Genomic DNA, 19,548 nt, shown 5'->3' with positions numbered 1-19,548 from the left:
TACTGTGTGTCGCGACCAACACCCTTTAAGACCCGTCCAGTGAGGCGGGAAAGGTGGTGAGATTCCGGCATGTCCGAATCCAGGGCCGTTCTCGAGGGCCCGGACATCCATCGGGCGCTGACCCGCATCGCCCATGAGATCCTCGAACGCACCAAAGGCGCCGACGAAGTCGTCCTGATCGGCGTCCCCACCCGCGGCGTGACCCTCGCCCGCCGGCTCGGGGAGCGCATCGAGCAGTTCGAAGGGGTCAAGATCCCCGTCGGCTCGATCGACATCACGATGCACCGTGACGACCTGCGCCAGGGCCCCGCCCGGCCGCTCGGCCGCACCGATCTCCCGCCCGACGGCGTCGACGGCAAGATCGTGGTGCTCGTCGACGACGTCCTCTACTCCGGCCGCACCGTCCGCGCCGCGCTCGACGCGCTCAGCGAGTTCGGGCGCCCGGCCGCCGTCCAGCTCGCCATCCTGGTCGACCGCGGCCACCGCGAGCTGCCCATCCGCGCCGACTACGTCGGCAAGAACCTTCCCACGGCCAAGAGCGAGAAGGTGAAGGTGTCCCTGCGGGAGACCGACGGGCGCGACGCCGTGATCCTCAGGAAGGGGGACGCCAGGTGAACCGCGACCTCATCTCCGCCGGCGACCTCACCCGTGACGACGCGCTGCTCATCCTCGACACCGCCGAGGAGCTGGCGAGGGTCTCGGAACGTTCCATCAAGAAGCTGCCCACGCTGCGCGGCCGCACGGTCGTCAACCTGTTCTTCGAGGACTCGACCCGGACCCGCATCTCCTTCGAGGCGGCGGCGAAGCGGCTGTCCGCCGATGTGATCAACTTCTCCGCCAAAGGGTCCAGCGTCTCCAAAGGAGAGTCGCTCAAGGACACCGCGCTCACCCTGGAGGCGATGGGCGCCGACGCCGTCGTGATCCGCCACGCGGCCTCCGGAGCCCCGCACCGGCTGGCCACCTGGGTCCACGGCAGCGTGGTCAACGCCGGCGACGGCACCCACGAGCACCCCACCCAGGCGCTGCTCGACGCCTTCTCGATGCGCCGCCGCCTGGGCGGCCTCGACGGGCGCAAGATCGCCATCGTGGGCGACGTGCTCCACAGCCGGGTCGCCCGCTCCAACGTGCTGCTGCTGCACACCCTCGGCGCCGAGGTCACGCTGGTGGCGCCGCCCACCCTGCTGCCCGTCGCGGTCGACATCTGGCCGTGCGCGGTCTCGTACGACCTCGACGCCGTGCTGCCCAAGTCCGACGCGGTCATGATGCTGCGGGTGCAGAAGGAGCGGATGAACGCCTCCTACTTCCCGAGCGAGCGCGAATACTCCCGCCGCTACGGCCTCGACCGCGACCGGTTCGCCAAGATGCCCGACGACGCCATCGTGATGCACCCCGGCCCGATGAACCGGGGCATGGAGATCGCCGCCGAGGTGGCCGACTCCCCGCGCTCGACCATCGTCGAGCAGGTCGCCAACGGGGTGACCATCCGCATGGCCGTGCTCTATCTGCTACTCGGGGGAGACACAGCGTGAGTGAGCGAAGCGAGCGAACAAATAGGCACAGCATCATCATGATCGTCGTGCCGACGAAGGAGGCATGATGATCATCCGAAACCTACGCATCCTGGGTGGTGAGCCGGTCGACGTCCGCGTCGGCGACGGCGTCATCGCCGAGGTCGGCGCGGGCCTGACCGGCGAGGGAGAGGAGATCGACGGCGGCGGCGCGATCGCCCTGCCCGGCCTCGTCGACCTGCACACCCACCTGCGCGAGCCCGGCCGCGAGGACGCCGAGACCGTCGAGACCGGCACCCGTTCCGCCGCCCGCGGCGGCTACACCGCGGTGCACGCCATGGCCAACACCTCCCCGGTCGCCGACACGGCCGGCGTGGTCGAGCAGGTGTGGCGGCTCGGCCACGAGCACGGCCACTGCGACGTGCAGCCCGTCGGCGCCGTCACCCTCGGGCTGGAGGGCCGCCAGCTCGCCGAGCTGGGCGCGATGGCCGACTCCGCGGCCCGCGTCCGCGTCTTCTCCGACGACGGCAAGTGCGTCTCCGACGCGGTGCTCATGCGCCGCGCCCTGGAGTACGTCAAGGCGTTCGACGGAGTCGTCGCCCAGCACGCCCAGGAGCCCAGGCTCACCGAGGGCGCGCAGATGAACGAGGGCGTCGTCTCCGGCCGGCTCGGCCTCACCGGCTGGCCCGCCGTCGCCGAGGAGGCGATCATCGCCCGCGACTGCCTGCTGGCCGCGCACGTCGGCTCCCGCCTGCACGTCTGCCACGTCTCCACCGCCGGGTCGGTCGAGATCCTGCGCTGGGCCAAGTCCAAGGGCTGGGACGTCACCGCCGAGGTGACCCCCCACCACCTCCTGCTCACCGACGAGCTGGTCGAGGACTCGCCGGTCGGCGCCTACAACCCCATCTACAAGGTCAACCCGCCGCTGCGCACCCGCGCCGACGTCGAGGCGCTGCGCGAGGCCCTCGCCGACGGCACGATCGACGTCGTCGCCACCGACCACGCCCCCCACCCGGTGGAGGACAAGGAGAGCGAGTGGTCGGCCGCCGCCATGGGCATGATCGGCCTGGAGACCGCGCTCAGCGTGGTGCAGGAGACCATGGTCGACACCGGCCTGCTCGACTGGCCCGGCGTCGCCGAGCGCATGTCGTACGCTCCCGCCCGCATCGGCCGGCTGACCGGCCACGGCCACCCGATCGAGGCCGGCGCCCCCGCCAACCTCACCCTCTACGACCCCTCCCACCGCAGCCCGGTGGACCCGTCGTCCTTCGCCTCCAGGAGCCGCAACACCCCCTACACCGGGCTGACCCTGCCCGGGCGGGTGGTGGCGACGTTCCTGCGCGGCAAGCCCACCGTCCTCGAAGGGAAGCTGGTGTGACCAGAGCCGTGCTCGTACTGGAGGACGGTCGCGTCTTCCACGGAACCTCTTACGGCGCCGAAGGCGAGACGTTCGGCGAGATGGTCTTCAACACCGGCATGACCGGCTACCAGGAGACGCTCACCGACCCGTCCTACCACCGCCAGATCGTCGCCATGACCGCCCCGCACATCGGCAACACCGGCGTCAACGACGAGGACCCGGAGTCCGGCCGCGTCTGGGTCGCCGGTTACGTCGTGCGCGAGCCGTCCCGGGTGGTGTCCAACTGGCGGGCCACCCGTTCGCTCGGCGACTACCTGAAGGACCAGGGCGTCGTCGGCATCGCCATCCCCGGCACCCGCGCGCTCACCCGCCACCTGCGCGAGCGCGGCGCCATGCGGGCCGGCATCTTCTCCCGCCCGGCGAGGCCGGTCGAGGAACTGGTCGAGCGGGTGCGCACGGCGCCTTCGATGGTGGGCGCCGACCTGACCGGCGAGGTCGCCACCACCGAGCCGTACGTCGTGCCCGCGATCGGGCCGAAGCTCTACACCGTGGCAGCGATCGACCTCGGCATGAAGGCCATGACCCCGCAGCGGATGGCCGAGCGCGGCTGCGAGGTGCACGTGCTGCCCGCCACCGCCACTTTCGACGACATGATGGCCGTCCGCCCCGACGGCGTGTTCTTCTCCAACGGCCCAGGCGACCCGGCGACCGCCGACGTGAGCGCGCTGCGGAAGGTGCTGGAGGCGAAGGTCCCGTTCTTCGGCATCTGCTTCGGCAACCAGCTCTTCGGCCGGGCGCTCGGCCTGTCCACCTACAAGCTGCGCTACGGCCACCGCGGCGTCAACCAGCCGGTCCAGGACGTCCGCACCGGCAAGGTGGAGATCTCCTCCCACAACCACGGGTTCGCCGTCGAGGCGCCGCTCGGCGGGCCGTTCGAGACCCCCTACGGGCTCGCCGAGGTCAGCCACGTCAACCTCAACGACCGCTGCGTGGAAGGACTGCGCCTGCTCGACGGGCGCGCCTTCAGCGTCCAGTACCACCCCGAGGCCGCCGCCGGGCCCCACGACGCCGCTTACCTGTTCGACGAGTTCTGCGAGGTCATGAACCGTGCCCAAGCGTGACGACATCAGGTCCGTGCTGGTGATCGGCTCCGGGCCGATCGTGATCGGGCAGGCGTGCGAGTTCGACTACTCGGGCACCCAGGCCTGCCGCGTGCTGCGGGCCGAGGGCTTCCGGGTGATCCTGGTCAACAGCAACCCGGCCACGATCATGACCGACCCCGAGTTCGCCGACGCCACCTACGTCGAGCCGATCACCCCCGAGTTCGTCGAGAAGATCATCGCCAAGGAGCGGCCCGACGCGCTGCTGCCCACCCTCGGCGGCCAGACCGCGCTCAACACCGCGGTCGCGCTGCACGAGGCGGGCGTCCTGGAGCGCTACGGGGTCGAGCTGATCGGCGCCGACTTCGACGCCATCCAGGCGGGCGAGAACCGCGAGCGGTTCAAGAAGATCGTCGCCAAGGTCGCCGCCGAGCGCGGCCTGAACGCCGAGTCGGCCCGCTCGGTCATCTGCCACACCATGGACGAGGTGCTGGCCGGAGCCGGAGAGCTGGGCTACCCGCTGGTCGTGCGGCCGTCGTTCACCATGGGCGGCGCCGGGTCCGGGTTCGCCTACGACGAGGCCGGCCTGCGGCGCATCGCCGGGGCCGGGCTCGACGCCTCCCCGACCACCGAGGTGCTCCTGGAGGAGTCCATCCTCGGCTGGAAGGAGTACGAACTGGAGGTGATGCGCGACAAGAACGACAACGTGGTCATCGTGTGCTCCATCGAGAACATCGACCCGATGGGCGTCCACACCGGAGACAGCGTCACCGTCGCGCCCGCGCTCACCCTCACCGACCGCGAATACCAGAACATGCGCGACGTGGCCATCGCGGTCATCCGCGAGGTCGGCGTCGACACCGGCGGCTGCAACATCCAGTTCGCGGTCGACCCGCGCACCGGCCGGATGATCGTCATCGAGATGAACCCGCGCGTGTCGCGCTCCTCGGCGCTGGCCTCCAAGGCGACCGGCTTCCCGATCGCGAAGATCGCCGCCAAGCTGGCCATCGGCTACACGCTCGACGAGATCCCCAACGACATCACCAAGGAGACCCCGGCCTCCTTCGAGCCCACCCTCGACTACATCGTGGTCAAGGTCCCCCGGTTCGCGTTCGAGAAGTTCAGCGGCGCCGACCGCACCCTCACCACCCACATGAAGTCGGTGGGCGAGGCCATGGCCATCGGCCGCTCCTTCACCGAGGCGCTGCAGAAGGCGCTGCGCTCGCTGGAGAAGAAGGACTCCTCCTTCTCCTGGACCGGCGACCCCGGCGCCAAGGACGAGCTGCTGGCCGCCGCCGGCACCCCGCACGACGGCCGGCTGCGCACCGTGCAGCAGGCCATCCGGGCCGGCGCCACGGCGGAGGAGCTCTACGAGTCCACCGGCATCGACCCGTGGTTCCTCGACCAGCTCTACCAGCTCGACGAGCAGGCCCGCGCCGTCGCCGGCGCGCCCGAGCTGACCGCCGACGTGCTGGCCACGGCCAAGAGCCACGGCTTCAGCGACGCCCAGATCGCCGAGATCCGGGGCATCGACGAGGCCCGCGTCCGCGACCTGCGCCACGCGCTCGGCCTGCGGCCCGTCTACAACACCGTCGACACCTGCGCCGCCGAGTTCGCCGCCAAGACGCCCTACCTCTACTCCACCTACGACGAGGAGAGCGAGGTCCCGACCGGCACCCGGCAGAAGGTGATCATCCTCGGCTCCGGGCCCAACCGCATCGGCCAGGGCATCGAGTTCGACTACGCGTGCGTGCACGCCTCCTTCGAGCTGTCCAGGGCCGGGTTCGAGACCGTCATGGTCAACTGCAACCCGGAGACCGTCTCCACCGACTACGACACCTCCGACCGGCTCTACTTCGAGCCGCTCACCCTGGAGGACGTCCTGGAGGTGGTGCACGCCGAGCAGCAGACCGGCCCCGTCGCCGGCGTCATCGTGCAGCTCGGCGGGCAGACGCCGCTCGGCCTGGCCCAGGCGCTCAAGGACGCCGGCGTGCCCGTCGTCGGCACCTCGCCCGAGTCCATCCACCTGGCCGAGGAGCGCGGCGCGTTCGGGCGGGTGCTGGCCGAGGCCGGGCTGCCCGCGCCCAGGCACGGCGTCGCCACCACCGTCGCCGGGGCCGTCGAGGTCGCCGCCGACATCGGCTACCCGGTGCTCGTGCGTCCCTCGTACGTGCTCGGCGGCGCCGGCATGGCCATCGTGTACGACGACGAGACGCTCACCCGCTACATGGCCGCCCAGGAGGGCGGCCACCCGGTGCTCGTCGACAAGTTCCTGGACGAGGCCGTCGAGATCGACGTCGACGCCCTCTACGACGGCGAGGAGCTCTACCTCGGCGGCGTGATGGAGCACATCGAGGAGGCCGGCATCCACTCCGGCGACTCGGCGTGCGCGCTGCCGCCCATCACGCTGGGCAGCGCCGACATCAAGCGCATCCGCACCGCCACCGAGTCCATCGCCCGCGGCGTCGGCGTGCGGGGCCTGCTCAACGTCCAGTACGCGATCTCGGCCGGGGTGCTGTACGTGCTGGAGGCCAACCCGCGCGCCAGCCGCACCGTCCCGTTCGTGTCGAAGGCGACCGCGGTGCCGCTGGCCAAGGCGGCGGCCCGGATCATGCTCGGCGCCACGCTGCGCGAGCTGCGCGCCGAGGGCATGCTCCCGGCCGGGGGCGACGGCGGCACGCTCCCCCTGGACGCGTCCATCGCGGTCAAGGAGGCGGTGCTGCCGTTCAACCGGTTCCACGGCGTCGACATCGTGCTCGGGCCCGAGATGCGCTCCACCGGCGAGGTCATGGGCATCGACGCGTTCTTCGGCGTGGCCTTCGCCAAGTCCCAGGCGGCCGCCTACGGCGAACTCCCGACGAAGGGACGCGCGTTCGTATCCGTGGCCAACAGGGACAAGCGTGCCATGATCTTCCCTGTGAGGGCGCTGGCCGACCTCGGTTTCGAGATCCTCGCCACCGAGGGCACCGCCGAGGTGCTGCGCCGCAACGGCGTCCATGCCAAGATCGTGCGCAAGCACGGCGAGGGGACCGGTCCAGGAGGTGAACCCACCAGCGTGCAGGCCATCCTCGACGGGGAGATCGACCTGATCGTCAACACCCCGTTCGACAGTCCCGGCCAGGCCGGGTCGCGGCTCGACGGCTACGAGATCCGCACGGCCGCCGTGCTGCGCGGCATCCCGTGCATCACCACGGTGGCGGGGCTCGCCGCCGCCGCGGCCGGCATCCAGGCCATCGTGCGGGGCGACGTCGGCGTACGGTCCCTCCAGGAGCACGCGAAGGCACTACGGGGCTGACACCCCCGGGAGGTGAAGCAGACTGGCCGGCACTCCGGTGCAGGTGACGGGCACGGTGCTGACGACGCGCCGGGTCGACGCCTACCATGCGCTGACCGTGGTGGCGCCCGGCATCGCCGAGCGTCACCGCCCCGGCCACTTCGTCTCCGTCGCGGTCGGGGGCGCGCACTCGTCCATGGTGACGCGGCGCGCCCTGACCGTCCACGACGTCAAGGCCGACTACGGCGGCACGGTCGAACTGGTCTTCACCGTGCGCGGCCCGGGCACCGCGTGGCTGGCCGAGCGCCGCGCCCGCGACACGCTCGACCTGGTCGGGCCGCTCGGACGGCCGTTCCCGCTGCCCCGTGACCCGGTCCACTGCGTGCTGGTCGGCGCCGAGTACGGCTCGGCCGTGCTGTTCCCGCTGGCCGACATGCTGCTGGAGCGAGGCTGCCGGGTCGACTTCGTGCTCGGCGCGGCCAGCGCCGACCGGGTGTTCGGGGCCATGCGGGCCCGGCGCATGGCCGAGACCACCACGCTGACCACCGAGGACGGCTCGCTCGGGCTGCGCGGCAGGGTCACCGACGCGCTCCCGTCGGTGATCGCCGACACGCGGGCCGACGCCGTCTACGCGTGCGGGCCGATGGAGTCGCTGCGCGCCGTCACGGCCGTCGCGATGGAGTTCGACATCCCCGTCCAGGTGGCGGTGGAGGAGTCCATGGCGTGCGGCATCGGCGTCTGCATGACGTGCGTGCTGCCGGTCATCGGCGACGACGGCGCCACCCGGATGGTCCGCGCCTGCGCCGAGGGCCCGGTGTTCCGCGGTGAGCGGGTGCGCTTCGAGGACGTCGGGACCATCCCGTTCGACGCGCTCGGCGCCCCCGGAGGCGGTGCCCGCCATGCCGGATAGCGGGTGATGGCCGTGGCCGTCGACATGCGCACCTTCCTCGCCCACGTGGAGCTGGCCAACCCGGTCACCACGGCGGCGGGCTGCGCCTCAGCGGGCCGTGAGCTGGCCCAGTTCTTCGACCTGCACCGGCTGGGCGCGCTCACCACGCGCTCGGTCACCATGGCGCCGCGCGCCGGGCGGCCGACGCCCCGGATGGCCGAGACGCCCTCCGGCATGCTCAACGCCGTCGGCCTGCAGGGGCCGGGCATCGACGTCTTCCTCGAACGCGAGCTGCCCTGGCTGGCCCAGCGCGGCATCAGGACCATCGTGTCGATCGGCGGCGGCTCGGTCGCCGAATACTCCGAGCTGGCCCGCAGGCTGGCCGACGCGCCCGGCGTGACCGCGCTCGAGGTCAACCTGTCGTGCCCCAACATGGAAGACCGCGGCCGCGTCTTCGCCCGCGAGGGCGGCACCGCCGCCGAGGTGATCGCCTCCGTCCGGTCGATCATGCGCTACGACGTCCCGGTCGTCGCCAAGCTGGCCCCCGACGTGGCCGACATCGTGGCCGTCGCCCGCTCCTGCGTCGACGCCGGCGCCGACGCCCTCTGCATGATCAACAACCCGCTCGGGATGGCCATCGACACCGAGACGCTGCGGCCGTCGCTGGCCGCCGTCACCGGCGGGCTGTCCGGCCCCGCCATCCTGCCGCTCGCCGTGCGCTGCGTCTGGCAGGTGCACGCCGCGCTGCCCGGCGTCCCGCTCATCGGCGTCGGCGGCGTCATGACGGGCAGGGACGCCTTCCAGCTCGTCCTGGCCGGCGCCTGCGCGGTCGGGGTGGGCACGGCGCTGTTCAACGACCCGTACGCTTGCCTGCGCATCGAGCGCGAGCTCGAAGACCTGCTGCAGGCGCGCGGCTTCCAGCGGCTGGCCGACGCGGTCGGCCTGGCCCACCGCCCGCCGGGCGGCGCCGCCCGGCACCTGCTCGTCGACACCGAGGAGAGCACCTCTTGACTCCCGCACCCATCGCCGTCGCCCTCGACGCCCCCGACCTGGAGACCGCCGCCCGGTGGGCCGGGCTGGTGACCCCGCACGTCACCACGGTGAAGGTGGGCCTGGAGCTCTACCTGCGCTACGGGCCCGACGTGATCGCCTCCGTGCGCGGGGCCAGCGGGGTCAGGGTCTTCCTCGACCTCAAGCTGCACGACATCCCCAACACCGTCGCGGGGGCCGCCGGGGCCGTCGCCCGGCTGCGGCCCTCCATCCTGACCGTGCACGCCGCCGGCGGCCCCGCCATGATCCGTGCGGCGGTGGAGGCGGCCCCGCACACCCAGATCGCCGCCGTCACCGTGCTCACCTCGCTCGCCGAGGAAGACCTGGAACGCATCGGCCTCGCCGGGCCGGCGTCCGACGCGGTCCGCCGCCTGGCCGCCCTGTCCGTGGCGGCCGGTGCCACCGCCCTGGTCTGCTCGCCGCACGAGCTGCGCGCGGTCCGCGCCGAGGTGGGCGACGACATCACCCTCATCACCCCAGGCGTCCGGCCGGCCGGCGCGGCCACCCAGGACCAGGCCCGGGTCGCCACCCCCGAACGCGCCCTCGCCGACGGTGCCGACCTCCTGGTGATCGGACGGCCCATCACCGGCTCCCCGGACCCCGGCGCCGCGGCCGCCGCCATCGCCGCCTCCCTCCGCCGCACCAGCCACGCCTGACATCCGGCGCCGCTCGTACGGGCCGTCAGGCGGGCGGCCCTGTGCCGTGTCCGTCACGGAAGGAGGGGCCGCCTCTCTCCGCTGCGCCAGCCACGCCTGACGGCCGGTGGGCGGCTGTCGGCCGGTGTTGCTCGTACGGGCCCGTTCGGTCTGGCCCGGCGGCCAGGCCAGCAGCAGCGACCCCCAGACGGTGTCGCCGGCGCAGATGGGAGCGGCGGCCATCGAGAAGTCGTACGGCAGGGACAGCGCCGCACCGGGTAGTCACGGGCCAGCTCCTCCTGGTCAGCCAGCCAGACCAGCCGCCGCTCGCGCAGGGCCACCGCCGACGGCTCGGGTCAGTCGGGCGGCCCTGCCGTGTCCTTCACGGGATGGCGGGCGGCCTCTCCGCCGCGCCTGACTGCCGTTGGGCGGCCCTGTGCCGTATCCGTCACGGAAGGAGGGGGCTGCCTCTTTCCACCGTGCCAGCCAGGCCTGATGCTGAGGGGCGTACGGCGGCCGGTGGCGCCCCGGACGGCACGGCCGCCGTGTCCTTCACCGAAGGGCGGACCCCACCGGCGTTGAGCGCCTAAGGCTGTGTGAGCGGGCGGCCCCGCGGTCCCCGCATGCGGGTTTGCGAGCTGGGTGACTGGTCTGAGGCCCGCGCTTCGGAAGACCGGGTGCTCCCGCATGGCGGGCGATTCTGTGGGGGTGCGGGAGGTGTCTTGTCTGAAGGCTCGCGGGGGTTCGCGTTGATGGCGGGGCGCCCGGAGGTCGCCTCCCTTCGCTGCACCAGCCACGCCTGACGGCCGGTGCTGCCCGTACGGGCCTGAAGCCGGGCGCCCTTGCGGCGTTCTTCACGGAATGAGGGCCGCCTCTCTCCGCTGCGCAAGCCACGCCGCATGCTGACGGGCGTACGGCGGCCGGTAGCGCCCGTATGAGCACCGCCGCCGCCCTTTCACGGTGGGGCGGACACCATCGGTGGTGAGTGCTTAAGGCTGCGTGAGCAGGTGGCCCCCCGATCTCCGGGTGACTGGGAGGTCTCTTGTTTGAGGGCCCGCGCGTCGAAGGGCCGTAGGACCTGATGCCCTGTGGCTTCCCACATGGGCGGGCGATTCTGTTGGGGTGCGGGAGCGTCTTGTCTGAAGGCACGCGCGGGCTCGCGTAGAAGGCGGGGCGCCGGAGGTTCTCGTAGGGGGGACGGGTTGATGCGGCGTACCGGAGGCGTGCGGTGGCGCGCTGCGGGCGGTCTTGACACGCGATTCCACAAGGGAGCTCCGGATGGCGGGGGAGGGGCGTGAGGGGGCGCGGCGCGACAGCCTCGGGAGCCGAGATCGTCAACGCCGTGCCGGACCGTCGCCGGACCCCGCCGGGCATGGCACGGTCCAGGTTTCGGACACAGGTCAGCCCCGCTTTCGGACATGGCCGGCGGGTCCGTACGTGATCATCGTAGCGCCCCTCGCGACCTCCGGGGGCGCGGTCGAGAACAGGGAAGTGGAGGCGATTTGATCAGCACTGTGTGATTTTACGGTCACCCAAAGTGATGAAGTGGATTTTGTAGCGAGAGAAACCGCTCTTGGCGTTGCTAAGGGGGCGATGACCAGCTAGTTTCCCTTCCCGTCCGAGTACATCGACAGAAATTCGAGGTGACCCGGCGTGGCTCTTCCTCCCCTGACCCCCGAGCAGCGCGCCGCAGCCCTGGAGAAGGCTGCAAAGGCCCGTAAAGAGCGTGCCGAGGTCAAGAACCGGCTCAAGCATGGCGCGGTTTCTCTGGCCGAGGTGCTCAAGGATGGGCAGACCGACGACGTCATCGGCAAGATGAAGGTGTCGGCATTGTTGGAATCGCTTCCCGGCGTGGGCAAGGTCCGCGCCAAGCAGCTGATGGAGAAGCTTGCCATCGCCGAGTCCCGCCGCGTGCGGGGCCTCGGCGCGAACCAGAGGGCCTCCCTCGAGCGCGAGTTCGGTGGCAACGAGAGCTAATCTCGATTCCACAAGAAGCGCTGGTTCGACGGGGGGTAGGAAGTGGCCGACAGGTCCTGGTCCGGCGGTGTGACGGCCCACGAGGCGGCCGGAGCCGGAAGTGGAGTCGGAGACTTCCTCCCCTCGAGCGAGAGGCGGCTGACGGTCCTGTCGGGACCGTCGGGCGTGGGCAAGTCAACGGTCGTAGCCGAGCTCCGGCGGGCGCACCCCGAGGTGTGGCTGTCGGTCTCGGTGACCACCAGGCGACCCCGTCCGGGCGAGGTGGACGGGGTCCACTACTTCTTCGTCGACGGCGAGGAGTTCGACCGGCTCGTGGAGCGGGGCGAGCTGCTCGAGTGGGCGGAGTTCGCGGGCAACCGCTACGGCACGCCGCGCCGGCCCGTGCTCGACAAGCTGGCCGCCGGCGTGCCGACCCTGCTGGAGATCGACCTCGAAGGCGCCCGGCAGGTGCGGCGCAGCATGCCGGAGGCGCTGCTGATCTTCCTGGCCCCGCCCAGCTGGGCCGAGCTGGAGAAGCGGCTGCGGGGCCGCGGCACCGAGCCCGAGGACGTCATCGCCCGCCGCCTGGACGCCGGGCGGATCGAGATGGCGGCCGAGAAGGAGTTCGACCTCTCACTGGTTAACACGGACGTCAAACTCGTGTGCCACCGGCTGATAGCCTTGATGACTGACCCTCAGGGGGTCACCGCAACCACCAACCGAGAGGTCTGATCAATCGTGGCAGGAATTGCCCCGGTCGCTGAGGGCATCACCAACCCGCCGATCGACGCGCTGCTCGACATCGTCGACAGCAAGTACTCCCTGGTGATCATGGGTGCCAAGCGCGCCCGCCAGATCAACGCCTACTACTCGCAGCTCGGCGAGGGCCTCCTCGAATACGTCGGTCCGCTGGTCGAGACCCACGCGCAGGAGAAGCCGCTGTCGATCGCGCTGCGCGAGGTCTCCGAAGGCCTGCTCAACGCCGAGCCCATCGAAGGCGCGGCCTGACCCTTTCGATGAAGGTCGTCCTTGGTGTCAGCGGCGGCATCGCCGCCTACAAGGCGTGCGAGCTGCTGCGCCTGTTCACCGAATCCGGGCACGAGGTGCGGGTGGTCCCCACCCGCGACGCCCTGAGGTTCGTCGGAGAGCCCACCTGGGCCGCCCTGTCGGGCAACCCGGTGACGACCGACGTCTGGGAGTCCGTCCACGAGGTGCCCCACGTGCGCATCGGCCAGGCGGCCGACCTCGTCGTGGTCGCGCCCGCCACGGCCGACGTGCTGGCCAAGGCGGCCCACGGGCTCGCCGGTGACCTGCTCACCAACACGTTGCTGACCGCGCGCTGCCCGGTGGTGTTCGCGCCCGCGATGCACACCGAGATGTGGCAGCATCCGGCCACCCGCGCCAACGTCGCCACCTTGCGCGAGCGCGGATCGGTCGTGATCGACCCGGCCGTCGGCCGGCTCACCGGCGCCGACACGGGCCCCGGGCGGCTGCCCGACCCCGCCGAGATCTTCCAGGTCTGCGTGCGCGCGCTGCGCGGCCGCCCGCTCGACCTCGCCGGCCACAGGGTCGTCGTCTCCGCCGGCGGCACCCGCGAGGCCATCGACCCGGTCCGCTACATCGGCAACCGCTCCTCCGGCCTTCAGGGGTACGCGCTCGCGCGCACCGCCGTGGCCAGGGGCGCCGAGGTGACGCTGGTGGCCGCCAACGTGACGCTGCCCGACCCGGCCGGCGCCGCGGTCGTGCGCGTCGGGTCGGCCGCCGAGCTGCGGGAGGCGGTGCTCGCCGCGGCCGACGACGCCGACGTGGTGGTGATGGCCGCCGCGGTCGCCGACTTCCGGCCCGCCGAGCGCCACGACGCCAAGATCAAGAAGACGGACGGCGAGCCCGCCCCCATCCACCTGGCCAAGAACCCCGACATCCTGGCCGAGCTGGGCAGCCGTCGCAAGGAGCGGGGCGGGGATTCGCCCCGGGTGCTCGTCGGGTTCGCCGCCGAGACCCACGACGTGCTCGCCAACGGCCAGGCCAAGCTCGCCCGCAAGGGCTGCGACCTGCTCGTCGTCAACGAGGTCGGAGAGAGTCTCGCCTTCGGCACCCCCGACAACGCGGCCACCATCCTGGTGGCGGGGGGCGAGCCGGTCGAGGTCCCGCGCGGTCCCAAGGACGACATCGCCGACGCCGTCTGGGACGCCGTCGCCCCCCGGCTGCGCTGATCTCTTTTCCGCCCGTGCGGCGCCGGGGAAGGTGACCGTTCCTCCTCGCGGGACGTACGGGACAAATGGGTTAGAACGATTGCCCTATCACCTGTTGCAGCTTTCCGGAATGCCTGCTGATACTGGGGCGAAGGGGGGCGGCATGCCGGTGAATTCTGCTGTCAGAGACCGCTGCAGGACGGTTATGGGACACAAAGGCGCGATCCGCTACGTGTTCCCCGCGCTGTCCGTCGGGCCGGGCGGCTCGGCCAACTTCCTGATCGTGGTCACGGACCTGGCCGTGGCGGTGCTGTCCACGCGGATGTTCCGCGGCGACCGGCCGATCTCGGTGTACGCGATGTACCCGCGCGACACGCGGCTCGGGCCGATCACGCTGGCGCCGGGGCCCGTCATCGAACTGGGGGAGATGACCTTCGAGTTCGACGACGAATACGCCGCCGTGGTCGCCGCCGCCGACGCGGAGGTGTTCGCGCCCGAGACGCTTCCCCCGGATCCCCTTCCCCACCTCTGACCGGGGCGGGCTCCTTTTCGTCCGTACGCTGGCTCCCTCGTCCGTACGCGGGCTCCCTCGTCCGTACGCGGGCTCCTTCGTTCGTACGCGGGCTCCTTCGTTCGTACGCGGGCTCCTTCGTTCGTACGCGGTCGGCAGCCATCGCCGCCGGGCGGGCCGAGCGCTCGCGGAGTGACTGCGGGACCACCGCCCGCGGTGACACGCCCGATGGGGCGGAACCGCTGGAGCGTGGCATGGGCCGCGCAGGAGGGATCCCCGGCGTAACGATCGTGGACGGTTTCGCGGCGAGGCGCCGGGTACGGCTAGACTTCTGCGAGGCTCTGGCGTGCCAACCCGTCTTGAGCCCTTAAATCCGTCAGCAGCCGCTGCATGAGGAGCCACTGAGTTGTCACGTCGCCTGTTCACCTCCGAGTCGGTCACCGAGGGCCATCCGGACAAGATCGCCGACCAGATCAGTGACGCGATCCTGGACGCCATGCTCAAGGACGACCACAAGAGCCGGGTCGCCGTCGAGACGATGATCACCACCGGCCAGGTCCACGTCGCGGGCGAGGTGACGACCGAGACCTATGTCGACATTCCCGGCGTCATCCGGGAGAAGATCCTGGAGATCGGCTACGACGCCTCCTACAAGGGCTTCGACGGCGCCTCCTGCGGCGTGTCGGTGTCCATCGGAGCGCAGTCGCCCGACATCGCCCAGGGTGTCGACGACGCCTACGAGCACCGCGTCGAGGGTGACGTCGACGAGCTCGACCGGCAGGGCGCGGGCGACCAGGGTCTGATGTTCGGCTACGCCTGCCGCGAGACGCCCGAGCTGATGCCGCTGCCGATCATGCTCGCCCACCGCCTGGCCCTGCGCCTGTCCGAGGTCCGCAAGTCCGGCACCGTGCCCTACCTCCGCCCCGACGGCAAGACCCAGGTCACGGTCGAGTACGACGGCGACCGGCCGGTCCGGCTCGACACCGTGGTGGTCTCCACACAGCACGCCGCCGAGATCGACCTCAAGGAGATGCTGACCCCCGACATCAAGGAGCACGTCGTCGACGTCGTGCTCGCGGGGCTCGACATCGAGACCGACGGCTACCGCCTGCTGGTCAACCCGACCGGCCGCTTCGAGATCGGCGGCCCGATGGGCGACGCCGGCCTCACCGGTCGCAAGATCATCATCGACACCTACGGCGGCGCGGCCCGTCACGGCGGCGGCGCGTTCTCGGGCAAGGACCCGTCCAAGGTCGACCGCTCGGCCGCCTACGCCATGCGCTGGGTCGCCAAGAACGTCGTGGCCGCCGGGCTCGCCGACCGCTGCGAGGTCCAGGTCGCGTACGCGATCGGCAAGGCCGAGCCCGTCGGCCTGTTCGTCGAGTGCTTCGGCACCGAGAAGCTGCCGGTGGAGAAGATCCAGACGGCCGTCCTCGACGTGTTCGACCTGCGTCCCGCGGCGATCATCCGCGACCTCGACCTGCTGCGGCCGATCTACTCCGAGACCGCCGCCTACGGCCACTTCGGCCGCGAGGGCTTCTCCTGGGAGTCCACCGACCGCGCCGAGACCCTCCGCACGGCCGCCGGCCTCTGACACCCGGCACCTCGGGAGCTCCCGCGCCCTCCCGGCGCAGGCGCTCCCGCAGGGCTGCCTCCTTCCCCGCGCCCGGCGTTCTGTAAGGGTTGCTCCGGTCCTGTGCCTGGCGCTCCGGGAAGGTTGCTTCCGTCCTGTGCGTCGTGCGGCGGGAGGGTTCTTTCCCTCCTGTGCGTGTGTGGCGGGAGGGCCGCCGTCCCTGCTCGCCGCCTACGGCCGCTTCGGCCGCGAGGGCTCCTTCTGCGAGTCCACCGACCCGCGCCGAAATCCTCCGCACCGCCGCCGGCCTCTGACATCCGGCACCCTCGGGAGCTCCCCGCCCCTGGAAGCTCCCCCGCCCCTTGGCGCAAGTGCTCCCGTAGAGCTGCCTCCTCCCGCGCCGGGCGCGCCGGGAGGGTTGCTTCGGTTCTGTGCCGTGGTGCGTCGGGAAGGTTGTTTCCGTCCGTGCCGTGGTGCGTCGGGGGGCTGCTTTCCCTCTTGTGCCTGGCGCTCTCGAAGGGTTGTTGTTGTCCTGTGCCTGGCGCGCCGTGACGGGTGTTGCCGTCCTGCACTCGGCGCTCTGGGAGGGCTGTCTCCCCTCCCGCACTCGGCGCTTCGGGAAGGTCGCTTCCGGCCTGCGCCCGGCGCTCCCGAAAGGATGCCGGGCCTTCCGCGCTCGGTGCCACGAGAGGTTGTCGTGTTTTCGGCGTAGGGGCGTTTTCGCCAGGTTCGTCGCGCCTTCGGTGCTTGGTGGGACTGAGGGAAGCGCCTTCGGGGCTCGGCGCCTCTGAGGTTCTGGCGTGGGGTTCGATGCCGCCGTCTCCGTGGTCTGTCCCGCGATGTGGCGGCGGGCCGATCATGTGATGTGCACGACCGTTCGTGCAGGGTCCGCGCCGTAGAAGGAAGTCCTTCCCCTGAATGCCTCAGCGCGGCCACCCTGTCATGAGCGGCTGACCGCGAGGCTGCGGCTGCTCGGCTTGCTTCGTCCTCGCCGTTGGGCCACGGCCAGGTTCGGCGCCCGCTCCCGAGTGGGTCCTTGGGCGAGGGCTGGTCGGGGCAGGCAGGTCTGGGGGAAGGGACGGGCGTTCCCGGCCGTCGCGTCTGGTAGACGTAGTGCGTGACCGACTCCGACGACGCGCTCCTGCCGCTCGACGCCGTGCGGCCCGCTGCATCGCCGAAGGGGGCCAAGGGAGCCGTCGTCCCCGCCGCCGAGCTGCCCGTCGCCCGGGTGGCCGTGGACAACCCGCTGCCTCACCTGGACCGGCCGTTCGACTACCTGGTGCCCGCCGCCATGCACGACACGGCGCGGCCGGGGGTGCGGGTGCGGGTGCGGTTCGCGGGCAAGCTGGTCGACGGGTTCCTGCTGGAGCGGGCCGGGCAGAGCGACCACGCGGGCAAGCTGACGCCGCTCGAACGCGTCGTCTCACCTGAGCAGGTGCTGACGCCCGAGGTCGCGGGGCTGGCCAGGGCGGTGGCCGACCGCTACGCGGGCACGCTGGGCGACGTCCTCCGCCTCGCGATCCCGCCCCGCCACGCCAGGACGGAGGCCGCCACCCGCCCCGTTCCCGAGACCTCCGGCGAGCAGGCCGCGTCCGAGCGGGAGCCCGAACCTCAGGATGCTCCCGATGCGGGGACGTGGGCGGACTATCCGATGGGCCCGTCGTTCATCGACGCGCTGCGCAACGGGAGGGCGCCGCGTGCGGTGTGGACGGCGCTGCCCGGCGGGGGCGGATGGGCGACGGGGTTCGCCGAAGCCGTGCGGGCGACTCTGGAAGGGGGCAGGGGCGCGCTGGCCGTGGTGCCCGACGGCAAGGACGTAGCGCTGCTCGACGAGGAGCTCAGCCGGGCGCTGGGGCCCGGACGGCACGTGGCGCTCACCTCGGACCTGGGCCCGGCCGAGCGGTATCGGCGGTGGCTGAGCGTGCTGCGCGGGCAGGCTCGGGCGGTGGTGGGCACGCGGGCGGCGATGTTCGCGCCCGTCGAACGGCTCGGGCTGGTGGCCGTCTGGGACGACGGGGACGACCTGCACGCCGAACGCCTGGCCCCGTACCCGCACGCCCGTGAGGTGCTCGGGCTGCGCGCGCACCGGACCGGCGCGGCCATGCTGATCGGCGGGTACGCGCGTACGGCCGAGGCCACGCAGCTCATCGCGGCCCGGTGGGCGCGGCCGATCGTGGCCGCGAGGCAGGAGATCAGGCGCAGGGCGCCGCGCGTGCGCGCCGCGGGGGAGGACGCCGAGCTGGCCAGGGACCAGGCGGCGCGGGCGGCGAGGCTGCCCAGCGTGGCGTGGCGGGCGCTGCGTCAGGGCCTGGACCACGGGCCCGTCCTGGTGCAGGTCCCCAGACGGGGATACCTGCCCGCGCTGGCGTGCGCGCACTGCCGCGCCCCCGCCCGGTGCGCCCACCCGCCGACCCGCATGAGCGCCCTGGAATGGGCCGGCCCGCCCTCCGGTGAGGGACAGCTCCCGTACGAGGAGACCGGGGAGGGCACGGCCGGATCGCGTCAGGACACGTACGGCGAGGCGGGGCGCGGGTCGCGGGACGCGGCTCCGGGTGGGTCACGCCGTGGCGTGCCCGACGGCGGAGAAGCGGGCGGCGGGTCGCGGGACGCGGTTCCGGGTGGCTCACGTCATGGCGGGGAAGCACCGGCTCCGGACGGGGCGCGTCGCGGCGGGCCCGACGGCGGGGAAGCGGGGCCTGGGGAGGGGAGCCGGGGGGCCGAGGAGTTCTGTCACGGGCCTCTGGCGCTGCGCACCGGCCATGCGGCGCCCTACTGCCGCTGGTGCGGGCGGGTCGACGCCGCCTGGAAGTGCCCGGCCTGCGGGAGCCACCGGCTGCGTGCCGTGGTGGTGGGAGCCCGGCGCACCGCGGAGGAGCTGGGCAGGGCGTTCCCGTCGGTGCCGGTGCGGACGTCGGGGCGGGACGGGGTGCTGGCCCGGCTGCCCGCCGGTCCCGCGCTGGTGGTGGCCACGCCGGGGGCGGAGCCGGTGGCCGAGGGCGGGTACGCGGCGGCCGTGCTGCTCGACGGGTGGGCGCTGCTGGGCCGGGCCGACCTGCGGGCGGGGGAGGAGGCGGTGCGCCGGTGGATGAACGCCGCCGCCCTGCTCCGCCCGGCCGCCGAGCTCGTGGTGCTCGCCGACGCCGCGCTGCCCGCCGTGCAGGCGCTGGTGCGCTGGGACCCGGTCACGCACGCAGAACGCGAACTCGCCGACCGCGCCGAGCTGGGCTTCCCGCCCGCGGTGCGGATGGCCACGCTCACCGGCGCCGCCTCGGCCGTGCGGCAGATGCTGGAGGAGTCCCGGCTGCCGGGGGGCGCGCAGGTCCTCGGCCCGGTGCCGGTCGACGACGCGGGCCGGGAACGCGCCATGGTACGGGTGCCGCGCGGCGGAGGTGCCGCTCTGGCCGCCGCGCTCAAAGGGGCCAGCGGGGTGCGTGCCGCGAGAAAGGCAGCAGAGGTGGTGAAGGTGTGTGTCGACCCCCTCGACCTGATTTAGACCGTTT

The 19,548-nt window shown here is 72.2% G+C and carries 15 protein-coding genes; all 15 read left to right on the top strand.

The window, feature by feature from the left end:
* The first annotated feature begins 69 nt into the window (after window positions 1–69).
* The 15 genes from pyrR (at window position 70) to ABD999_RS16615 (ending at window position 19,541) form a co-directional block, all read left to right on the top strand.
* The gene (gene pyrR / locus ABD999_RS16685) at window positions 70–615 is read left to right on the top strand and encodes a bifunctional pyr operon transcriptional regulator/uracil phosphoribosyltransferase PyrR (protein WP_148032729.1); all 546 of its coding nucleotides are present in this window, start codon (window positions 70–72) and stop codon (window positions 613–615) included.
* On the top strand, window positions 612–1,529 hold the full coding sequence (locus tag ABD999_RS16680; RefSeq protein WP_148032728.1) for an aspartate carbamoyltransferase catalytic subunit: 918 nt from the start codon (window positions 612–614) through the stop codon (window positions 1,527–1,529). Before pyrR ends, ABD999_RS16680 begins: the two co-directional genes overlap by 4 nt.
* A gap of 64 nt (window positions 1,530–1,593) precedes the next feature.
* Window positions 1,594–2,886, top strand: coding sequence for a dihydroorotase (locus ABD999_RS16675; RefSeq protein ID WP_271275330.1), 1,293 nt, complete (start codon window positions 1,594–1,596; stop codon window positions 2,884–2,886).
* Complete coding sequence (carA, locus tag ABD999_RS16670) at window positions 2,883–3,989, top strand: glutamine-hydrolyzing carbamoyl-phosphate synthase small subunit (RefSeq protein WP_271275329.1); 1,107 nt, start codon at window positions 2,883–2,885, stop codon at window positions 3,987–3,989. Before ABD999_RS16675 ends, carA begins: the two co-directional genes overlap by 4 nt.
* Window positions 3,976–7,263: a carbamoyl-phosphate synthase large subunit gene (gene carB, locus ABD999_RS16665; RefSeq protein ID WP_271275328.1), complete on the top strand. Its 3,288-nt coding sequence runs from the start codon at window positions 3,976–3,978 to the stop codon at window positions 7,261–7,263. Before carA ends, carB begins: the two co-directional genes overlap by 14 nt.
* 22 nt (window positions 7,264–7,285) lie before the next feature.
* On the top strand, window positions 7,286–8,152 hold the full coding sequence (locus ABD999_RS16660) for a dihydroorotate dehydrogenase electron transfer subunit (protein WP_148032724.1): 867 nt from the start codon (window positions 7,286–7,288) through the stop codon (window positions 8,150–8,152).
* Between the two features lie 6 nt (window positions 8,153–8,158).
* The gene (locus ABD999_RS16655) at window positions 8,159–9,142 is read left to right on the top strand and encodes a dihydroorotate dehydrogenase (protein ID WP_148032723.1); all 984 of its coding nucleotides are present in this window, start codon (window positions 8,159–8,161) and stop codon (window positions 9,140–9,142) included.
* Window positions 9,139–9,837 (top strand): orotidine-5'-phosphate decarboxylase, encoded by a 699-nt coding sequence (gene pyrF, locus ABD999_RS16650; protein ID WP_148032722.1) that lies wholly within the window; start codon window positions 9,139–9,141, stop codon window positions 9,835–9,837. The genes ABD999_RS16655 and pyrF overlap by 4 nt, the downstream gene beginning before the upstream one ends.
* A 1,632-nt stretch (window positions 9,838–11,469) precedes the next feature.
* A complete protein-coding gene (gene mihF / locus ABD999_RS16645) occupies window positions 11,470–11,793 on the top strand; it encodes an integration host factor, actinobacterial type (RefSeq protein WP_148032721.1) in 324 nt (107 codons plus the stop codon).
* 69 nt (window positions 11,794–11,862) lie between these two features.
* Window positions 11,863–12,504, top strand: coding sequence for a guanylate kinase (gene gmk, locus ABD999_RS16640; RefSeq protein ID WP_148034746.1), 642 nt, complete (start codon window positions 11,863–11,865; stop codon window positions 12,502–12,504).
* A 6-nt stretch (window positions 12,505–12,510) separates the two neighbouring features.
* A complete protein-coding gene (gene rpoZ / locus ABD999_RS16635; RefSeq protein WP_049577463.1) occupies window positions 12,511–12,780 on the top strand; it encodes a DNA-directed RNA polymerase subunit omega in 270 nt (89 codons plus the stop codon).
* Window positions 12,781–12,788: 8 nt separating this feature from the next.
* Window positions 12,789–13,985, top strand: a complete 1,197-nt coding sequence (gene coaBC / locus ABD999_RS16630) for a bifunctional phosphopantothenoylcysteine decarboxylase/phosphopantothenate--cysteine ligase CoaBC (protein ID WP_148032720.1) — start codon at window positions 12,789–12,791, stop codon at window positions 13,983–13,985.
* Between the two features lie 184 nt (window positions 13,986–14,169).
* Window positions 14,170–14,496 carry a hypothetical protein gene (locus tag ABD999_RS16625; protein WP_246639248.1) on the top strand — a complete coding sequence of 109 codons (327 nt, stop codon included), beginning with the start codon at window positions 14,170–14,172 and terminating at the stop codon, window positions 14,494–14,496.
* Between the two features lie 385 nt (window positions 14,497–14,881).
* The gene (metK, locus tag ABD999_RS16620) at window positions 14,882–16,069 is read left to right on the top strand and encodes a methionine adenosyltransferase (protein WP_148032718.1); all 1,188 of its coding nucleotides are present in this window, start codon (window positions 14,882–14,884) and stop codon (window positions 16,067–16,069) included.
* Window positions 16,070–17,165: 1,096 nt separating this feature from the next.
* Window positions 17,166–19,541, top strand: coding sequence for a primosomal protein N' (locus ABD999_RS16615; RefSeq protein ID WP_271275327.1), 2,376 nt, complete (start codon window positions 17,166–17,168; stop codon window positions 19,539–19,541).
* Window positions 19,542–19,548: the final 7 nt, after the last annotated feature.

It is taken from the genome of Nonomuraea ferruginea (assembly GCF_039540635.1).
GTDB classification, from domain to species: Bacteria; Actinomycetota; Actinomycetes; order Streptosporangiales; family Streptosporangiaceae; genus Nonomuraea; species Nonomuraea ferruginea.
Note: the sequence above shows the minus strand (reverse complement) of the source record. Positions and strands in the feature narration are given on the sequence as shown.

What these genes read in the sequence shown, in the direction of transcription:
- pyrR (WP_148032729.1), top strand. Translation starts at nt 70, where the DNA reads ATGTCCGAATCCAGGGCCGTTCTCGAGGGCCCGGACATCCATCGGGCG.
- ABD999_RS16675 (WP_271275330.1), top strand. Translation starts at nt 1,594, where the DNA reads ATGATGATCATCCGAAACCTACGCATCCTGGGTGGTGAGCCGGTCGAC.
- ABD999_RS16655 (WP_148032723.1), top strand. Translation starts at nt 8,159, where the DNA reads ATGGCCGTGGCCGTCGACATGCGCACCTTCCTCGCCCACGTGGAGCTG.
- coaBC (WP_148032720.1), top strand. Translation starts at nt 12,789, where the DNA reads ATGAAGGTCGTCCTTGGTGTCAGCGGCGGCATCGCCGCCTACAAGGCG.
- ABD999_RS16625 (WP_246639248.1), top strand. Translation starts at nt 14,170, where the DNA reads ATGGGACACAAAGGCGCGATCCGCTACGTGTTCCCCGCGCTGTCCGTC.